Source organism: Pseudonocardia sp. TRM90224, assembly GCF_021245725.1.
In the GTDB taxonomy this organism is placed as follows: domain Bacteria; phylum Actinomycetota; class Actinomycetes; order Mycobacteriales; family Pseudonocardiaceae; genus Pseudonocardia.
This window is the reverse complement of the sequence record NZ_JAJGSX010000006.1, coordinates 1-19,479: the sequence shown is the minus strand read 5'-3', so window position 1 is coordinate 19,479 and position 19,479 is coordinate 1. Positions and strand designations below refer to the sequence as shown.

Here is a 19,479-nt window from a genome sequence, read left to right as displayed (position 1 = left end):
GTCATCGGAGAGGAAGTGGGCCAAGTTGCCGGGAACCGACTTCCTGCAGCTCGACGCGTCAGCGGCGCCCCACCACGGGCTGGCCGACTGGCTCACATCCGCGCTGCGCACGGGTGTCGCCGACGGCCGGCTTGCGATCGGCGCGAAGCTCCCGGCGTCGAGGGCGCTCGCCGAGCAGCTGGGCGTCTCGCGCGGGGTCGTCGTCGAGGCCTACCGCCGGCTCACCGACGAAGGCCTCCTCTCGGGCAGGCGCGGCGGTGGGACGTCCGTCTCGGCCACGGTCGCCGTCCGGGACAAGGAGCCGACGGCGCCCGCGCCCGCAACGGGCGGGCTGGACCTGTCGCCGGGCCTGCCCGACCTCTCCTCGTTCCCCCGGCAGGCGTGGCTGCGCGCCGAACGCGAGGTGCTCGCCGCGCTCCCGGCCGCGGAACTGGGTTACGGCGACCCGCGCGGCACCGTGGCGTTGCGCGAGGCGCTCAGCGCATGGCTGAGCCGGACGCGCGGGATCCGCGCGGACCCCGCTGAGATCGTCATCGTCAACGGTGTCGCGCAAGGCCTCTCGCTGCTCATGCAGACCCTGTACGAGGCCGGCACGCGGACCGTCGCGTTCGAGGACCCCGGCTCGGCGGGCACCCGCGACCAGGTGCGCCATTGGGGCCACGAGGTGGTGCCGGTCCCCGTCGACGACGACGGCATCGATGTCGATGCGCTGCGCGCGACCGGCGCCGCGCACGTCGTCGTCACCCCGGCCCACCAGTACCCCACCGGCGTGGTGCTCGGCGCGGCTCGCCGGAGGGCGCTCGTGCAGTGGGCGAGGGACGGCGGCCTCGTCGTCGAGGACGACTACGACGCCGAGCACCGCTACGACCGCCCGCCCGTAGCCGCCCTGCAGCCGATGGCGCCCGACCACGTCGTCCACTTCGGGACCGTCTCGAAGACGCTCGCGCCCGCGCTGCGCATCGGCTGGATGATCGCCCCAGCGGCTCTCCGGGCCGAGATCATCGAGCGCAAGCGCTGGTCGGACATGACCAGCCCGGCCCTCGGACAGCTCACCCTCGCACGGATGATCACGACCGGTGCTTTCGAGCGCCACCTGCGCCTCGTGCGCGCCCGCCACCGCGAGCGGCGCGACGCCCTGCTCGCCGCGCTGGATCGCCACCTGCCCACCGCAACCGTCCACGGGGTGGCCGCCGGCCTGCACCTGATGGTCGTGCTGCCCGACGTCACCGACGACGTGGCACTGGTCGACCGCGCGCGGGAACTGGGCGTGCTGGTGCACCCGCTCGCGTGGCACCGCACGCGCCCCGGCCCGGCCGGCCTGGTGGTCGGCTACGCAGCCAGCACCCCCGACCGCATCACCGAAGGCGTGCGCCGCATAGCCGCGGCGCTGGAGTAGGCGAGTCGCGCGCTCCAGAGCGGTGAGTCGACACTTTCAGAGCGGTGAGTCGACACCTCCGGCACGGCGAGTTCCACGTCCCGGCGGGCGAGTCCCACGTCCCGGCGGGCGAGTCCCACGTTTCAGCGGGCGAGTCCCCCCGATTCGACGCACGCCTCCGCTACGCGCTGGTCCCCTTCAGCACAACGGCGAGCAGCGCGAGGGCCTCGTCCAGCACCGGGCGCGGCAGCACCGCGAAGCCGATCACGATCCCACAGACGCGCTGCGGGCCCGTGTGGTGCCGGGCGAGCCCGTCGACCTTCACCCCGGCCGCAGCGGCCGCGCCGACGACATCGCGTTCGGCCTGCGCGTCCCGCAGCGGGACGACCACGTGTGCGCCCGCCGCGTCGCCGAGCACCTCGTGGCCGGCCGAGCCCGCAGCCTCGACGGTCACCGCGCGCCGCACGGCCAGCTCACGACGGAGCCTGCGCAGGTGGCGGGCCAGGTCGCCGTGCGCGGCCAGGGCGGCCAGCACCCGTTGGCCGGCGGGTGCGGGCTGCGAACCGGTCCGCTCGCGCATGTCGACCACGGCCGCCCGCAGCGCGGCCGGCGCGACCAGCCAGCCCGCGCCGAGCGTCGGGGTCAGCAGCTTGCTGGCAGTCCCCAGGTGCGCCACGACGTCCGGGCCGAGCGCGGCGAGCAACGGCAACGGGGCTACGTCGTAGCGCAGCTCGCCGTCGTAGTCGTCCTCGACGACGAGGAACCCCTCCGCCCGCGCCTTCTCGACCAGCGCCACCCTGCGCGCCGCCGACATCCGCACACCGAGCGGGTACTGGTGCGCCGGCGTGCAGTACACGGCCGCGAGCCCGCGCGGCAAGGCGTCGACGACCAGCCCCGACGCGTCGACGGCGACGGGCAGCACCTCGTGCCCAGCAGCTCGCAGGGTGTTGACGGCGAGCTGGTACCCCGGCTCCTCGACGGCCACCCGCGAACCCGCAGGCAACGTGCGGGCGATCTCCGCGACCGCCGCAGTGCTGCCGGCCGTGGCGAGCACCTCGGCGGGATCCGCCGGCAGTCCACGGTGCCGCAGCAGGTGCTCGACGACCGCCGCGCGGAACGCAGGTTGCCCCCACCGCTCGGGCGCTGTCGCCGGCGCGGTGTCGGCCGCGGCCCGCCACGCCCGCCGCCAGGCCGCACGGTCCAGCACCTCGACGCACGGCGATCCGGCGGTCAGATCGATCAACCCCACACCGGCCGCACCCTCCGTCGCGAGCAGGGCAGGCCGACCCGCGGTGCGGGCGCCGTCCGGGAGCCCGACGATGAACGTGCCCGCGCCACGGCGTGCAGCGAGCCAGCCCTCGGCGAGCAGCTGGTCGTACGCGGCTGCGGTGACCGTCCGGCTCACACCCAGCGTCGCGGCGAGCCCTCGGGTCGACGGCAGCCGGTCGCCCGCCCGGAACGTCCCGTTCGCGGCAGCGGCGCGGAACGCGTCCGCGAGCTGCACCGCAAGCGGTCGCTCGTCGTCGCGGTCGAGCACGAGCGGCGGCAACTCCACAAGTGGCCTTCCTGTTGCGAACAGCATTGCCCAGATCAGGATGCCACCTATGGGTGACGTAGTCTCGGCTCGCGTGACCGAGATTGCGATCGACCCCTACCCCGAGGCCGTTCGACTCGATCTCGTCGAAGAACTGCACGGCCACCGCGTCGCCGATCCGTACCGCTGGCTGGAAGACCCCGACGACAACCGCACCCGGGCCTGGTCAGCGGCTCAGGACGAGCTCGCACAGCGTCGCCTCGACACCCTTCCCGGACGCGAACGGCTCGCCGCGGCACTGCGTGATCTGCTCTCCGCAGGTTCGGTGTCGGCCCCGCTCTGGCGCGCCGGGAGGCGCTTCTCCACCCGACGTGATCCCGGCCACGAGCACTCCGTGCTCTACGTCCGCGAGCCCGACGGCAGCGAGCGGGCCCTCATCGACCCCGCGCGGATCGACCCCGACGGGCTCACCACGCTCGACGGATGGGTGCCCGACCTGGAGGGTCGGCAAATCGCCTACCAGCTCTCCGTCGGCGGCAACGAGATGTCCGTGCTGCACGTCCTCGACGTCGGGACGGGCGAGGACGTCGAGACACCCATCGACCGCTGCCGCTACTCGGCCGTCTCGTGGCTCCCGGGCGGCGAGGCGTTCTACTTCGTGCGGATGGTCGACGAGTCCGAGGCGCCGGCCGAGGAGCAGGCGTTCCACCGCAGGGTGTGGCTGCACCGCATCGGCACCCCGACCGCCCAGGACGTGCTGGTCGAAGGCCCCGCGCTCTACACCGACCACACCTACTACGGCGTGCAGGTGTCCCGCGACGGGCGCTGGCTGCTGGTCAACGGGACCGTCGGGACGGCCCGCCGCGACAGCCTCTGGATAGCCGACCTCGAGGCCGACGAGCACCCGGCGCTCGTCCCCGTCCTCACGCAGGACGACGACGTGCAGGTCTCCGCCTGGGTCGACCACCGCGACGGCCTGCTCTACCTCCGCACGACCGCCGACGCGCCGCGGTGGCGGCTCGTCGTCACCGACCCGCGCACCCCCGGCCGGGACAGCTGGCGCGAGCTCATCGCCGAGGACCCCGGTTCCGTGCTCAACGGAGTGCGGCGGATGGACCCGGCGACCGCCGACGGCGAGTCGCTGCTCGTGCTCGCCCGCAGCCGCCACGCCGTCGCGGAGCTCGCACTGCACGCCGTCGACGGCACGCCGCGCGGCACCGTCCCGCTGCCCGGTTACGGCTCGCTGACCGGTCTCTCGGTCGCCGACCGCGACACGCCCGCGGAAGCCGGCAAGCTGTGGATCGGCTGGACCGACTTCGTCACCCCGCCGCAGGTGCACCGCTTCGAGGCCGGCACGACCGTCCTGGAGGCCGCCGCGCCCGGTGCCGCCCCGGTGCCGTCGATCCGCAGCGAGCAGCGGGAGTTCACCTCCACCGACGGCACCACCGTCCGCATGTTCGTGCTGAGCCCCGAGTGTGAAGGCCCGCACCCGATGATCGTCACGGGCTACGGCGGTTTCGGGCTCAGCCGCGAGCCCGCCTACACGTCCTCGGCCCTCGCGTGGGTCGCCACCGGCGGCGCCTACGCGGTTGTGTCGCTGCGCGGCGGCAACGAGGAGGGCGAGCAGTGGCACCTCGCCGGGAACCGCGGCAACAAGCAGAACGTGTTCAACGACATGCATGCCGCCTGCGAGGCACTCGTCGCCGCCGGGACCACGACACCCGACCGGCTGGCGATCATGGGCGGGTCCAACGGCGGCCTGCTCGTCGGCGCGGCGCTCACCCAGCGCCCCGAGCTGTACCGGGCCGTCGTTTGCTCAGCGCCGCTGCTGGACATGGTGCGCTACGAGGAGTTCTCGCTGGGGCGCACCTGGAACGACGAGTACGGCACCGCCGCCGACCCCACCGAACTGCAGTGGCTGCTCTCCTACTCCCCTTACCACCACGTCGAACCAGGAACCGTCTACCCGGCGGTGCTGTTCACGGTGTTCGAGTCCGACACCCGGGTCGACCCGCTGCACGCGCGCAAGATGTGCGCGGCTCTGCAGCACGCCACCGCCGGTGACGTCGGGTCGCGCCCGGTGCTGCTGCGCAGGGAGACCGATGTCGGGCACGGTGCCCGCTCGGTCTCGCGCACCGTCGCGCTCGCCGTCGACCAGCTCGCGTTCCTGGCCGCACACACCGGATTGGAGCTGATGTGACGCAGGAACTCCTGCAACCGGCACTGTTCCTCGGCCGGCCGGCATGCGCCGACCAGGCTGGGACCTGGTGCGCCACGTTCTACCAGTGGACCAGCAACGACATGATCGCCAATTCGGCCGACGCGATCGTGTCGACGTCGCTGTCCATCCTGCTCATCGTCGTGCTCGCGCTCATCGCGCGGCACCTCGTGCACCGCGTGATCAACCGGATCGTCGACGGCGCCACCAGCTCGCGCGTCACCCGGATCGTCGGGCGGGCTCCGCGGCTGCGTCGGGGCGACCCCGACTCCCCCCGCGACGCCCGCAACGTCCAACGGGCCCGGACGATCGGCTCGGTGCTGCGCTCGATCAGCTCCGCGGTTGTGCTGGTCATCGCGTCGATCATGGTGTTGGCCGAGTTCGGGGTGAACCTCGGCCCGATCCTCGCCTCCGCGGGCATCGTCGGGGTGGCCGTCGGCTTCGGCGCGCAGAACCTCGTACGCGACTTCCTCTCCGGCATGTTCATGCTGCTCGAAGACCAGTACGGCGTCGGCGACATCGTCGACCTCGGTGAGGCCAGCGGCGTCGTCGAGGCCGTCGGCCTGCGCATCACCACCTTGCGCGATGTCAACGGCACCGTCTGGTACGTGCGCAACGGCGAGATACTGCGGGTCGGCAACAAGAGCCAGGGCTACGCCGTCGCCGTGATCGACCTGCCCGTCGCGCACACCGCCGACATCGCCACCGCCTCCGCGCTCGCCGGGCAGGTGGCCGCGGATCGGCTCGCCGAGAAGGACCTCGCCGACGTCGTCCTCAACGACCTGGAGGTGCTCGGCGTCGAACGGGTCGGTCCCGAAGGCGTCACGTTGCGGCTCACCGTGAAGGTCAAACCGGGCCAGCAGTTCGCCGTGCAGCGTGCGCTCAACGCCGCGATCGCCGACGCGTTCGACGACGCCGACGTCCCCCGCCCCTCCGTGTTCCCCACATCCAACGCGGGCCGGCCCGCCATCTCGTGAGCGAACGGGGATGATGGAGACGTGACCGACCCGCAGAACTTCTACGCCGAGGTGGGCGGCGCGCCCGTCTTCGAGAAGATCGTCGCCCGCTTCTACGAGGAGGTCGCCCGCGACGACGTCCTGCGCCCGCTCTACCCGGAGGAGGACCTCGGCCCCGCCGAGATCCGGCTGCGGATGTTCCTCGAACAGTACTGGGGCGGCCCGCGCACCTACTCCGACCAGCGCGGACACCCGCGGCTGCGGATGCGCCACGCGCCGTTCACGATCGGTCCGATCGAGCGGGATGCCTGGTTGAAGTGCATGCGCATCGCCGTCGACGAGGCCGATCTGGACGACGCGCACCGCGCCCAACTGTGGTCCTACATGGAATACGCAGCGGCCAGTATGGTCAACTCGCACTTCTGACCCGTTTGCGCTGCCGCCATTCGGCCGAAGGTTTGGCAAGATTCGGGCCGTGCAGTGGTGGCAGGAGGCCGTGGTCTACCAGATCTACGTCCGCAGCTTCGCCGACGGCGACGGAGACGGCGTCGGTGACCTCGGCGGCATCCGTTCGCGCCTGGGATATCTCGAGCTGCTCGGCGTCGACACGCTCTGGCTGACGCCCTTCTACACCTCGCCCATGGCCGACCACGGCTACGACGTCGCCGACCCGCGTGGTGTCGACCCGGTCTTCGGCGACCTCGACGCGTTCGACGCGCTCGTCGAGGCCGCGCACGAGCACACGTTGCGGATCACCGTCGACCTCGTGCCCAACCACACGTCGTCGGAGCACGAGTGGTTCCGCGCCGCGCTCGACTCCGCGCCGGGCAGCCCCGAGCGGGCCCGCTACCACTTCAAACCCGGCCGCGGCGCCACCGGTGACGACCCGCCCAACAACTGGCAGAGCGTCTTCGGCGGCTCGGCGTGGACCAGGGTCGCCGACCCCGACGGCGGGCAAGGCGAGTGGTACCTGCATCTCTTCTCGCCCGACCAGCCCGACCTGAACTGGTCGAACCCCGAGGTCTGGGCCGATCTCGAGAAGACGATGCGGTTCTGGCTCGATCGCGGCGTCGACGGGTTCCGCCTCGACGTCGCGCACGGCATGAGCAAGCCCGAGGGCCTGCCCAACGCGCTCTACCCGCCCAGCAAGCTGCTCGCCGACGCCGGTGGCGACCGCGCCGACCCGCGGTTCAACCACGCCGGCGTCCACGAGATCCACCGCAAGATCCGGTCCGTGCTCGACGCCTACCCCGGCCGCATGACCGTCGGGGAGCTGCGGGTGGCCGACGACAACCGGTTCGCCGAGTACCTGCGCGACGACGAGTTGCACCTCGGTGTCGACGTCCGGCTGGCGAAGGCGCCGTTCGACGCCGCCGCCGTCCGGGAAGCCATCGAACGCACCCTCGCCGCCGTCGCCACCACGAGCACCGTCCCGACCTGGACGCTCGCCAACCACGACATGTCCCGGCCGGCCAGCCGCTACGGCGGCGGCGCCGCCGGCGGCGCGCGGGCCCGCGCGATGGCGTTGGTGCTGCTGGCGCTGCCCGGCACCGTCTACGTCTACACCGGCGACGAGCTCGGGCTGCCCGACGTCGACCTGCCCGACGAGGCGCTGCAGGACCCGGTGTGGGAGCGCTCCGGGCACAAGGAGCGTGGCCGCGACGCCAACCGCGTCCCGATCCCGTGGGACGGCGGCCAACCCGGCTACGGCTTCACCACCGGGGTGCCGTGGCTGCCGATGCCGCCGGAGTACGGCGCGCTCACCGCGGCCGCGCAGCTGGAGGACACGGCGTCGACGCTGTCGCTCTACCGGCGCGCGATCGAGCTGCGCCGCAACCACCCCGGGTTCAAGGGCGGCTCCGAGCTGGAGTGGTTCGGCGCGCCCGACGGCTGTCTCGCCTTCCGGCGGGCCGGCTCCACGCTCGTGTGCGCGCTGAACACGTCGAAGGCGTCCGTGCCGCTCCCGCCGGGTGAGGTGCTGCTCAGCTCCGGTCCGCTGGTCAACGGCATGTTGCCGCCCGACACCGCGGCCTGGCTCGCCTGAGCGGCCGACCGCCCGACCGGAGCGAACTCAGCCGACGAGCAGCGGTAGCGCGGTGAGCCTGCGCCGCACCACGGCGCCGTAACGGGCGTCGAGGCGCAGCCACGATCCCGTCGCGGAAACCCGCACCGCGCCGCCTTCGTCGCCGACGAAGCCCATCCCGGAGAGCGCGAACAGGCAGCGCAACGGCACCCGGACCGCCGGGCCGGCGCCGCCCTGGACGGTCAGCACGGTCTGGTCGAGCAGCGACGCCGGCGGGCCCAGCGGCCCGGCGTTCTCCCGCGCCACCGCCAGCCCGCGCTCGGTGAGGCCTTCCACCTCGGCAGCCGGCACCTCGTCGACGGTCGACCAGCCGGCCGGCGGGGGCAGCTCGCCCTGCCAGAGCCCACCCGCGCCGGGGTCGACGGTCTGGGCCCGTTCGACGGTGAGCGCCGTGAGCAGCGCCGCGGCCGGCACGGTGACGTCGGCGGGTTCGACGGTGCCGTGCACCGACCGGGTGGCCAGCACGTCGAAGGGCGTGGACGCCCACACCACGACCCGACCGTCAACGCCTTGCAGGCGGGCGGTGGCCATCTGGTCGAGCCGCACGACCCGCGCGATGAACGAGCCGAGGTCGTTGCGCTCCGCCGAGTCGGGCACGGTGAGCGAGCTCATGCGGCACCGACGATTCGCTCGCGAACGTCGCTCATGCGTCCTCCCATTTGCCGAGGAACACCCGTTCCTCCGCGGTGAGCCGGCGCGGCCGCTGCGCCTGCAGGTCGAACGTCGCCATCCGCGTCCACGCGTCGACTGCAACCGGGTCGTCCACGTCAGGCCCGTCGTGCAGCGCGTAGTGGATCCGGAACGACGCGGCGCGTAGCTCGTCGATCCACATCGCCACACGCAGCGGCTCGGCGCGGTAGGAGATCTGCTTGCGGTACACGACGTTCAGCCCCGCGACGAGCAGACCGCCCGCAAAGCCGCCGATGCCCATCGCGGTGGCGGTGTCGAAGAAGAGCGTGATCCGCGCCTCCTCCAGCAGCGTCACCGCGCGGGCATGGTTCACGTGCTGGTACGGGTCCTGGTCGGTCCAGCGCAGCGGCACCTGCGTGACGAAGCGGGCCACTCAGCGCGCCAATCCACGCAGCTGCCGCGACACCACGGACAGCGTTGCGAGGTCCATCTGACCTGCGGAGCCGACCTCCTGCAGCGCCGCCCGCGCGCGCACAAGCCGCAACGCGTTGGCCTTCTCCCACTGCGCAATCGCCGACTCGACCGACGTGCCCGGCGCCGCTTCCCGCAACGCGTCGAGCGTGATCGCCCGCAACGACCCGTACAGGTCGTCGCGCAGCGCCAGCCTCGCCAACGCGTGCCACCGGTCGCCACGCTCCAGCGCGCTCACCGAGGTCAGAGCGATATCGATGCCGAGGTGCTCGGAGATGCCGTAGTAGAGCGCGGCCACCTCCATGGGGTCGCGCGGCTCGCGGTCGCGCTCGGACAGCTCGGTCAGCTCGACGACGTCCAGCAGGCCGTACCCGTAGATCAACGCCGCCGACCGCATCGCGCAGTCGGGCTCGATGCCCGCCGCCCGCAGCTCGGCCGCCTTCATCTCGACGAACGCCAGCTCGCGCCCGCGCAGCAGCTTCGGCAGCTGTGCGCGCAGCTCGCGAACCGCCTCCGCGAATCGCGATGTGGTCGCGGCCACCGCGAGCGGCTGCGGCCGGTTCGTCAGGAACCAGCGCGAGACCCTGTCGAGCAGCCGCCGCGTCTCCAACATGATCTCGTCGGACACACCGGTCGGGATGCTCGGCTGGCGCAGCTCGTTCCACAGCGCCGGCAGGTCGAACACCGCCGTCGTCACCGCGTACGCCCGCACGGCGTCGGTCGGCGTGGCCGAGAGCTCCTCGCCGAGCCGGAAGACGTACGACATGCCGGCGCCGTCGATCATCTCGTTGACCAGCATCGTCGTGACGATCTCGCGGCGCAGCGGGTGCTTGCCGATCGCCGTGGAAAAGCGCTCGCGCATGGGGCGCGGGAAGTACTCCGGCAGCCGCTCCGCGAACGCCGGGGCGTCCGGCAGCTCCGTCGCCAGCAGCCGCGCGGTCAGATCCAGCTTCGTGTGCGCGAGCAACGTGCTCAGCTCGGGGCTGGTCAGGCCGGCTCCGGCCGCCTCCAACGCCGCGAAGCCGGCATCGTCGGGCAGGACCTCCAGCTCGCGGTCGAGGCCGTGCCGGTTCTCCAGGTCGGACGTGAGCCGGCCGTGCACGCTCACCATCGCCGCAGCGTGCGCCCGGCCGACACCGAGCACGAGGTTCTGGTCGCGGTTGTCGGCCAGCACCAGCTCGCCGACCTCGTCGGTCATCTCGACGAGCACGGCCTTGCGGACGTCCTTGTCCAGCTCGCCGGCGGTCACCAGCCGATCGAGCAGGATCTTGATGTTGACCTCGTGATCGGAGCAGTCGACGCCCGCCGAGTTGTCGATCGCGTCAGTATTGATCTTGCCGCCGTTGCGGGCGAACTCGATCCGGCCCCGCTGCGTCAACCCGAGGTTGCCACCTTCGCCGACCACCTTGACCCGCAGCTCGGAGCCGTTGGCCCGCACGGCGTCGTTCGCCTTGTCGCCGGCGTCGGCGTGCGACTCCTCCTTCGCCTTCACGTAGGTGCCGATCCCGCCGTTCCACAGCAGGTCGGCGGGCGCACGCAGGATCGCCGCGATCAGATCGGGCGGGCTCAGCTTCACGACGTCGTCGGCGAGGCCGAGCGCCGAGCGGATCTCCGGCCCGATCGGCACCGACTTGGCCGTGCGCGGCCACACCCCGCCACCCTCACTGATCACCGAGCGGTCGTAGTCGTCCCAGGACGACCGCGGCAACGCGAACATGCGCTCCCGCTCGGCGTAGGAGCGCGCGGCGTCGGGGTTCGGGTCGACGAACACATGCCGGTGGTCGAACGCGGCGAGCAGCCGGATGTGCCGCGAGAGCAGCATGCCGTTGCCGAACACGTCGCCGCTCATGTCGCCGACACCGACGACCGTGAACTCCTCGGACTGCGTGTCGACACCCAGCTCGCGGAAGTGCCGCTTGACGCTCTCCCACGCGCCCTTCGCCGTGATGCCCATCGCCTTGTGGTCGTAGCCGACCGAACCGCCCGACGCGAAGGCGTCGCCGAGCCAGAACCCGTAGGACGCCGCGACCTCGTTCGCCGTGTCGGAGAACTTCGCCGTGCCCTTGTCCGCGGCCACGACCAGGTACGAGTCGTCGCCGTCGTGGCGCACGACGTCCGGCGGCGGCACGGTCTCGGTGGTGCCGTCCTGGTGCGTCACGAGGTTGTCAGTGACGTCGAGCAGCCCCGAGATGAACATCCGGTAGCAGGCCTCGACCTCCTCGGGCCCCGCGGCGGCGTTGCGGACGTAGAACCCGCCCTTCGCGCCGACCGGGACGATCACCGCGTTCTTCACCGCCTGCGCCTTGACGAGGCCGAGGATCTCCGTGCGGTAGTCCTGCGGGCGGTCCGACCAGCGCAGACCGCCTCGTGCGACCGCGCCGAACCGCAGGTGCACACCCTCCACCCGCGGCGAGTACACGAAGATCTCGAACTTCGGGCGCGGGGCGGGCATGTCCGGCACACCGGACGGGTCGATCTTGAAGGAGATGAACGGGCGCTCGCGGAAGAAGTTCGTCCGCAGCGTCGCGGTGATCATCCCTAGGTAGCCGCGCAGGATCCGGTCGGCGTCCAGCCCGGTCACCGAGTCGATCAGGCCACCGACCTCGGCGAGCGCCGCCTCGACGGCCGCTGCCCGGTCGTCGCCGAGTGCGGGGTCGAACCGGGCGGTGAACAGCTTCGCCAGCCCGCGTGCCACCGCCGGCTGTGCCAGCAGCGTGTCGGCCATGTACTGCGCCCCGTAGGGGCTGCCCAGCTGGCGCGCATACCGTGCGTAGGCGCGCAGCACTGCCACCTCGCGCCACGGCAGGTCGGCGCGCAGCACCAGCGCCGAGAACCGATCGGTCTCCGCGTCGCCGCGCCAAGCGGCGCTGAAGGCCGAGCAGAAGCCGCGCTCCACCTCTGCCTCGGGACGCCCCTCGACGGCGCTGCGCGTCGCGTCGTCGAGCCGGATCCCGAAGTCGTACATGTACACGGGCAGGCCGTCGGCCCGCGCGAACTCGAACGGGCGCTCGTCGAGCACGTCGACACCGAGCTGCTGCAGCAGCGGGAGCACCGCCGTCAGCGTCGCCGGCCCGCCCGCCAGGTAGAAGGTGAACCGGCGGTCCTTGTCACCCTCGCCGGTGGCGTGCAGCCGCACCCGGAAGTCACCCGGCTCGCGCAGCTCCGCGATCCGCGCGAGGTCCTCGGCCGCCTTGTTCGGCCCGACCGCGGCCTTGTAGGTCTCCGGGATCCGCGGCAGCTGCGTCGCCACCGCCGCGCCGCCCGGCGCCGAGAGCAGCCGGTCGTCCCACGTGCGGACGGCCTCCGTCAGCTCGTCCTGCAACGCGATCACGTCGACGTCGCCGAACCCGGCGGCGTCCTTCTCCGTGTGCACGGTGAAGTGCACGAGCGCGAGCCGCGACTCCGACACCCGCGCGGTGTGGTCGACCGACCACCCGCCCAGCCGGCTCTGCAGCAGGTCGGCCATCGCGAGGCGCGACGACGTCGTGTACCGGTCGCGCGGCAGGTAAACGAGGCAGCTGATGAACCGCTTGTACGGGTCGGGCCGCAGGAACAGCCGCACCGCACGGCGCCCGGCCACCGCGAGCACTCCGACGGCGGTGTCGTGCAGGCGCTGCCCGGTGGCGCTGAACAGCTCCTCGCGGGGCAGCCCGGAGATCACCTCGAGCATCTGCTGGCCCGAGTACGACTCCAGCGGGAATCCGGCCTTGTGGATCGCGCCGCGCACCCTGCGCTCCACCACCGGGATGTCGAGCACGCTCTCGTACAGCGCCGGCACCGTCAGCGTGCCGAGGAACCGCTCCTCGCCGTTCGGACGGCCGGCACCGTCGACGGTGGTGATCGCCAGGTAGTACGGGTGCACGGGTTTCAGCGGGCTCGGGGCGTTCGCCCTGGTGATCACCAGCATGTCCTGCGAGCGCTCGATCGCGTCGACCCGCGGCGCGAACTCGGCACCCGTGTAGGAGTCGTCGCGCAGCACACCCAGGCCCGATCCCGGCACCGACGTCAGCTTCTCCGGCTGGTTCGGGTCGATCGTGTAGCGGCGGTACCCGATGAACGTGAAGTGGCCGTCGGCGAGCCAGCGCAGCAGCTTCGCGACCTCACCGGGCTGGGTGCCGCGGGCAGTCGACGGCAGCGCCGGAAGCCGGTCGGCCAGCTGGCGGGCGGCCCGCTCCATCGGAGCCGAATCCTGCACGACCTCACGCACGTCGCGCAGCACGTGCGCGAGAGCTTTCTCCAGCTCGATGTTGGGCGTCGTCAGCGGGGCGAGGTCCAGGTGGATCCACGACTCGACGATCGCATCGTGCGGCGGCTCGGCCGGGTCGGCATCGGTGAGCACCTCCGTCAGCGCACCCTCGGGGGTGCGGCGCACGACCACGATGGGGTGGATGACCCGCAGGGCCTCCCCACCGAGCTTCCCGATGATCAGCAGGACGGAGCCGACCAGGAAAGGCATGTCGTCGGTGACGATCTCGACGACGGGCCCGCTCGGCCCTTCCGATTCGATGTCGCCAGCGGCGTCGCGCACCCGGATCAGCGGCTCACCTTGCGGTCGGCTGGCCGCGAGGCGCAGGTGCGCTTCCGCAGCGGCACGCAACGACGGTGCCGGCGCCCCCGAAGCGTCCTGCAGGTCGGGCGAATGCCGAGCGTAGAGCGCGCTGAGCGCGTCTGGCTCCGGCGCAGGGACAGCGTTGTCGTCTGTGGGCCGGCTGGTCACATGCAGCTCCGGGTATCGGCGGTGATCACCGTGTGGGGGACGGACCTCGTCACACTAGCCGGGCCGGCGTGGCGTGGAACGAACCCGTCGGATCGGCCTAATGGGGCTGCACCGGCGTTCCTAGATACCCCGGTATGCGGCGAGCGCGCCTGCGAGCAGGTCGGCGAGACCGAGCCCTTCGGTAGATGTCGGAGCCTCCGGCTCCGGCTGCGACGGCTCCGGTGCTGGACGCTTCGATTCAGGTGCCGGTGCGGCAGGGGCCACCGCCGGCGGCGCCGGTCTCGCTGCCGGCTCCTCGGCGGCCTCCCGGTGACGCCGCCCGCCCGCTGTCTGCGCGCTTTGTGCCTTCTCCGACCCCGAGCTTTCGCTTCGCGGCACCTCGTGACGTCCGCCACCACCGTCGGCGCCGGGGGCCGGCAGGTCGTCGAGCTCCGGCAACGGTCCGGTGAGCGGATCGGTCAGCGGGTCGGGCCGGTTGCGTGGTGCCGGCGCCGGGGGCCGGGACGTGCCGTTCGCAGCCTTCGAACCGTTGGAGCCGTTGGAGCTCGGGCCGTTGGACGCGATGGTGCCGCTGGGCCGTGGCGGGTCGATGCGCTGCAGGAGCTGAGCGCCCACCTGGCCGTCGACGTCGTGCACGGCGGCCCGCAGCTGCGCACCCGGCAGCTCGTCCTCCGCCTCGAACGACTCCATGACCTCGGGCATCGTGCTGTGCATCCACCGGGTTGCCGCGATGCGTTCCCAGCCGGGCAGCAGGATCGAGAGCGCGTCGGAATCGCCGTGGCGCAGCCGGGCCCCCTCCGGGATGCGACCGCTGAGCCGTTCCGCGATGGCCCGGATCACGGCCGCCGGTCGCGGGCCGGCGAACCGCCTTCCGTCGCGGGACACGTCGACGACAACGGAACAGCCCACCGACTCCCCGATGGGATCGCGAACCGGCTCACGGGCCGGTTCGGCGACCGGCTCGACCTTCGGCTGCGAGACGATCTTCGGAACGGGCTTGGCGCGGACTGTCGGGCTGGGCCGCACCGGCTCCGGCGGGCTCTCGCCCCACACGCGGTCGAGCTCGGCGAGCGCGGCCTGGAGCCAGCCGTCGGGGTCTTCCCGCGCGGCGCGGAGCTGACTCGTCCGCTCCACCGCCGACTGGGGCACCGACAGCGTGGCCACCTCCGGCAACTGCTCGGGCTCGGGATCCGGCTTGCGTCGCCGCCCGCCGCCGTTGGTGACCCGTGGCGCGGGCTGCTCATCGTCGGCGCTGTCGGCGTTGGCGGCGTTGTCGGCGCCCTGCCGGCCGCCTCGCGGGGTGGGTGTCCACTGTCCCGTCGTCCACGGGTCGGCAGCACGCCGGTGACGACGACCGCTCTGAGCGGCTCCTGCCGACGACCCGTTCGTCGCCTTCGCCGGCTCGGGCGTCTCCTTGCGAGTCTTCTCCTCGGCGGCCGTCGCCGACGGCCGCACCGATGCCGGCGCCGTCTGTGTCTGTGTCGGTGTCGGTGTCGGCTCGGGCTCGGCCCGCCGGGAGCCGGCTCGCTTGGAGTCGGCGTTGACGCTGGCCGCGAGCCACGACAGACCCTGCATCTTGGCCAGCTCCTGCAGCGCGGCGTCGGCCGACCGCCGCCCCTTGCTGCTGCGGTCCTTCACCCCGTCGCCGAGCCCGTTCGCCGGCCCGGGCGAGGCCTTCGACCGCCCGTTGGTCGGGGCGGGCCCGGCCGCAGCCGGCTTGCCCGCCGGCGGAGCAGACTGAGCTGCCGGTGCCGGCGTGGGACTCGCCGGCTCGCGCCGTACCGCCGGCAGGACGACCGTCCGTTCCACAGCGAGCTCCGGAGCCGGACCGGGCGCCGGCACGGGCTCCTCGGTGAGCACGTCCTGCAACGCTCCGACGAACTTGTTCGCCCGCTTCGTGTCGCGCATCTGCGCGGCGACCGCCAACCGCATCGACTCGAGCGCGATCTCGACGTAGCCCGACTTCTCGTGCAGCGCCCCCAACGCCGAGCAGCACACCCACTCCAGATCGGGCGCATCGCTCTCGGTGGCCTCCCGAGCGGCCCGCTCGAGCATCTCCGTGGCATCGGCAGCGCCGGTGGCCAAGGTGCGCGCCACGGCGAGCCGGAGCCGGACGACCTGCCGGGTGGGCCGGGCGTTCTCCCGCAACCGCGGTTCGAGCGGCGCGCATCCCGCGTGCGCCTCCTCGACCCTGCCGGAATCGAGCAGCGCCGAGATCCACTCCGCGGCGAGCGCCGCGGCCAGGTGCGCCGAGGGCGTGTGCAGCTTGCGACCGCGCCCACGGTTGAGCCGGTCGAGCCCGTCCGCCGCCTTCGCCACCGCAACCGCCGCCTTGCCGGCCCGTCGCGCCGTCGCGGCGGAGACCAGCGCGGTCGCGGCCGACGCGAGCTCGGCCCGCGAACCCTCGACATCACCCCACGCCGACTCGGCACCGCGCAGGGCCTCGGCCACCTCCGCGGGAGCATCCTCTGCGGCGCAGCGCGCCAACGCGCAGTACGCGTCGGCCCGCAGCTCCGCGCTGACACCGGCCGACACCACCGGGCCGACCAGCGCCCGCGCGTCGTCGATCTCACCCGCCGCGAGCGCCAGCATCGCCAGCTCCACCCGCAGCCGGTAGGCAGCCGGAGCGAGCAGCGCGCCCGGCCCCCACTTGTTGACGGTCTCCAGCAGCTCAGCCGCAACAACACGGCCATCACCGGTCACCGACCGCGCGTGCACCGCCCAACCGGCAGCGGCCAGCCACACCTCGCGATGCACCTCGGCATCAACCGTCTCCACCACGTGGTCGGCCAGTGCGGCTGTGAGATCCGGTCGGGACCATCGCAGCGACTCAGCCGCAGCGATCAGGTCACCTTCGGCCCCGAGGCCCGACTCGACCGCTGTCGTGCTCGAACGCGTCGCGCCCACCTGTCCTCCTGCTGACGATCCGAGCCTCCCACGGCGGAGTCGACCGTGATCATCCTTTGGGCGAAGAATCGCTCTCAGTCACGAGTCAGTTTACGATGCGTCACTCGGTGCGGTCGCGCGGCCTCCACTCCGAGGCGTTGCACCTTGTTGGCCTCGTACGCCTCGAAGTTGCCCTCGAACCAGAACCACGCCGCCGGATTGTCGTCGGTGCCCTCCCACGCGAGGATGTGGGTGACCACGCGGTCGAGGAACCACCGGTCGTGGGAGATCACCACGGCGCAGCCGGGGAACTGCTCGAGAGCGTTCTCCAGCGACGACAGCGTCTCGACGTCGAGGTCGTTCGTCGGCTCGTCGAGCAGGATCAGGTTGCCGCCCAGCTTGAGCGTCAGCGCCAGGTTGAGGCGGTTGCGCTCGCCACCGGAGAGCACACCGGCCGGCTTCTGCTGATCGGGCCCCTTGAAGCCGAACGCGGCCACGTACGCCCTCGACGGCATCTCGCTCTGCCCGACCTTGATGTGGTCGAGCCCGTCGGAGACGACCTCCCAGACCGTCTTCTTCGGGTCGATGCCCGAGCGGTTCTGGTCGACGTAGGACAGCGCCACCGTCTCGCCGACCTTCACACTGCCGGAATCCGGCTTCTCCAGCCCGACGATCGTCTTGAACAGGGTGGTCTTGCCGACGCCGTTCGGTCCGATGACACCGACGATCCCGTTGCGGGGAAGCGTGAACGACAGGTCCTTGATCAGGATCCGGTCGTCGAAGCCCTTGTCGAGGTGATCCACCTCGACGACCACGCTGCCGAGGCGCGGGCCGGCCGGGATCTGGATCTCCTCGAAGTCGAGCTTGCGGTGCGACTCGGCCTCGGCCGCCATCTCCTCGTACCGCTGCAGGCGGGCCCGACTCTTCGCCTGCCGCGCCTTCGCACCGGACCGCACCCACGCCAGCTCGTCGGCGAGCCGCTTCTGCAGCTTGGCATCCTTGCGCCCCTGCACCGCGAGCCGCTCGGCCTTCTTCTCCAGGTAGGTGGAGTAGTTGCCCTCGTAGCCGATCGCCCGGCCACGGTCCAGCTCCATGATCCACTGAGCGACGTTGTCGAGGAAGTACCTGTCGTGCGTGACCGCGAGGATCGCGCCCGGGTAGGCGGCGAGGTGCTGCTCGAGCCAGAGCACGCTCTCGGCGTCGAGGTGGTTGGTCGGCTCGTCGAGCAGCAGCAGATCGGGCTTGCTCAGCAGCAGCTTGCACAGCGCCACCCGGCGACGCTCACCGCCGGAGAGCTGCGTGACAGGAGAATCCGGCGGCGGGCACCGCAGTGCGTCCATCGCCTGCTCGAGCTGGGAGTCGAGCTCCCACGCGTCGTTGTGGTCGAGGATCTCCTGGAGCTGACCCATCTCCTCCATCAACGCGTCGGAGTAGTCGGTCGCCATCAGCTCGGCGATCTCGTTGTAGCGGTCGAGCTGCAGCTTGATCTCGCCGAGACCCTCCTCGACGTTGCCGAGGACGGTCTTCTCCTCGTTCAACGGCGGCTCCTGCTGAAGGATCCCGACCGTTGCGCCGGGCGCCAGCAGGGCATCGCCGTTGTTCGCTTGCTCCAGGCCCGCCATGATCTTCAGGACGGTGGACTTGCCGGCCCCGTTCGGCCCGACCACACCGATCTTCGCACCGGGCAGGAAGTTCAACGACACATTGTCGAGGATGACCTTGTCGCCGTGGGCCTTACGGACCTTCTGCATGCTGTAGATGAACTCCGCCACGTGCATGATGGTAGTTGCGACCCCCTCAGGCACTGACGGCCACCTCACGCTCGGACGGTCGCACCAGCGGACCGGAGCTCCACTCGGGCTCGCCGACCTCCTCGACACCCCGCTCGGCCGGCGAATGCAGCTGTGCAACGCCGGCTGCTACCGGTTCATCGCCGCCAACGCTGCCGCCAACGTTGCCACCGCCGCGGCCCTCGCCTCCGCGACGCCGGACACGAGCCACCGACACCGTGCACCACGTCAGATCCGGTCCGATCACGCTCGCGTCGAGCGTCAACACCGATCCCTGCCGGCCGTCGCGGTCGTAGACGTGTGGATAGAGCCGGCCGTGGACGACGATCGGATCACCCATCGACAGCGACTTCCCCACGTTCTCCGCCTGCCCACGCCAACAAGTCACGGGCAAGAACACCGTCGGACCATCGACCCACGCACCGGTCTTCTTGTCGAACTTGCGATCGTTGGTCGCGATCCGGAACGTCGCACGCGGTATCCCGTCGCCGACCTTCGACATCGTGATCTCGCTGCACACCCTGCCGACCACCATCACGTGGTTCTGGTTCATCGCCGACCTCCTCGGTTCGAGCCTTTCGAGCCTTCGAGGTCAAGTCTCGCCCGCCGAACCCGGCGCCGACGGACGAACTGAGAACTGTGGATGAACGACCACCGAGGTGGACAACTTCCCGGCACCGAGCCGAGATTGTCGGTGCCGCGTGGTACGGGCCCAGGAAAAGGGCACCAGAAAAACGGCACAAAAAAAGTGGGCCCCGCCTGATCGGCGGGGCCCACTCTTGGTGTTGATGTTTGATGTCGGCGGCGACCTACTCTCCC

12 protein-coding genes are annotated in these 19,479 nt (G+C 71.8%); 5 read left to right on the top strand and 7 right to left on the bottom strand.

The window, feature by feature from the left end; genetic code table 11:
* The first annotated feature begins 25 nt into the window (after window positions 1-25).
* Window positions 26-1,396, top strand: a complete 1,371-nt coding sequence (gene pdxR, locus LL648_RS10695; RefSeq protein ID WP_232662336.1) for a MocR-like pyridoxine biosynthesis transcription factor PdxR — start codon at window positions 26-28, stop codon at window positions 1,394-1,396.
* 160 nt (window positions 1,397-1,556) lie between these two features.
* Here the strand turns inward: pdxR (LL648_RS10695) and pdxR (LL648_RS10690) are convergent, their stop codons facing one another.
* On the bottom strand, window positions 1,557-2,957 hold the full coding sequence (gene pdxR, locus LL648_RS10690) for a MocR-like pyridoxine biosynthesis transcription factor PdxR (protein WP_232662335.1): 1,401 nt from the start codon (window positions 2,955-2,957) through the stop codon (window positions 1,557-1,559).
* 46 nt (window positions 2,958-3,003) lie between these two features.
* Between pdxR (LL648_RS10690) and LL648_RS10685 the strand changes: the two genes are divergently transcribed.
* The 4 genes from LL648_RS10685 to LL648_RS10670 are packed head-to-tail and all read left to right on the top strand — an operon-like array spanning window position 3,004 to window position 8,127.
* Window positions 3,004-5,109 (top strand): prolyl oligopeptidase family serine peptidase, encoded by a 2,106-nt coding sequence (locus LL648_RS10685; RefSeq protein WP_308190290.1) that lies wholly within the window; start codon window positions 3,004-3,006, stop codon window positions 5,107-5,109.
* Entirely contained in the window at window positions 5,106-6,104 is a 999-nt protein-coding gene (locus LL648_RS10680) for a mechanosensitive ion channel family protein (protein WP_232662333.1), read from the top strand. Before LL648_RS10685 ends, LL648_RS10680 begins: the two co-directional genes overlap by 4 nt.
* 21 nt (window positions 6,105-6,125) lie before the next feature.
* Window positions 6,126-6,509: a globin gene (locus tag LL648_RS10675; protein ID WP_232662332.1), complete on the top strand. Its 384-nt coding sequence runs from the start codon at window positions 6,126-6,128 to the stop codon at window positions 6,507-6,509.
* Between the two features lie 49 nt (window positions 6,510-6,558).
* Complete coding sequence (locus LL648_RS10670; RefSeq protein WP_232662331.1) at window positions 6,559-8,127, top strand: alpha-amylase family glycosyl hydrolase; 1,569 nt, start codon at window positions 6,559-6,561, stop codon at window positions 8,125-8,127.
* A gap of 27 nt (window positions 8,128-8,154) precedes the next feature.
* On the opposite strand, the gene LL648_RS10665 is transcribed toward LL648_RS10670, so the two are convergent.
* From LL648_RS10665 to LL648_RS10640, 6 genes are all read right to left on the bottom strand, one after another.
* Window positions 8,155-8,778, bottom strand: a complete 624-nt coding sequence (locus LL648_RS10665) for a hypothetical protein (RefSeq protein ID WP_232662330.1) — start codon at window positions 8,776-8,778, stop codon at window positions 8,155-8,157.
* Window positions 8,779-8,809: 31 nt separating this feature from the next.
* A complete protein-coding gene (locus tag LL648_RS10660) occupies window positions 8,810-9,229 on the bottom strand; it encodes an acyl-CoA thioesterase (RefSeq protein WP_232662329.1) in 420 nt (139 codons plus the stop codon).
* Window positions 9,230-13,984 carry an NAD-glutamate dehydrogenase gene (locus LL648_RS10655; protein WP_232662328.1) on the bottom strand — a complete coding sequence of 1,585 codons (4,755 nt, stop codon included), beginning with the start codon at window positions 13,982-13,984 and terminating at the stop codon, window positions 9,230-9,232.
* A 120-nt stretch (window positions 13,985-14,104) separates the two neighbouring features.
* A complete protein-coding gene (locus tag LL648_RS10650; RefSeq protein WP_232662327.1) occupies window positions 14,105-16,891 on the bottom strand; it encodes a hypothetical protein in 2,787 nt (928 codons plus the stop codon).
* Window positions 16,892-16,965: 74 nt separating this feature from the next.
* On the bottom strand, window positions 16,966-18,642 hold the full coding sequence (gene ettA, locus LL648_RS10645) for an energy-dependent translational throttle protein EttA (protein ID WP_232662326.1): 1,677 nt from the start codon (window positions 18,640-18,642) through the stop codon (window positions 16,966-16,968).
* A 25-nt stretch (window positions 18,643-18,667) separates the two neighbouring features.
* Window positions 18,668-19,213, bottom strand: coding sequence for a single-stranded DNA-binding protein (locus tag LL648_RS10640; protein WP_232662325.1), 546 nt, complete (start codon window positions 19,211-19,213; stop codon window positions 18,668-18,670).
* Window positions 19,214-19,479: the final 266 nt, after the last annotated feature.

What these genes read in the sequence shown, in the direction of transcription:
- LL648_RS10640 (WP_232662325.1), bottom strand. Translation starts at nt 19,213, where the DNA reads ATGAACCAGAACCACGTGATGGTGGTCGGCAGGGTGTGCAGCGAGATC.
- pdxR (WP_232662335.1), bottom strand. Translation starts at nt 2,957, where the DNA reads ATGCTGTTCGCAACAGGAAGGCCACTTGTGGAGTTGCCGCCGCTCGTG.
- LL648_RS10665 (WP_232662330.1), bottom strand. Translation starts at nt 8,778, where the DNA reads ATGAGCTCGCTCACCGTGCCCGACTCGGCGGAGCGCAACGACCTCGGC.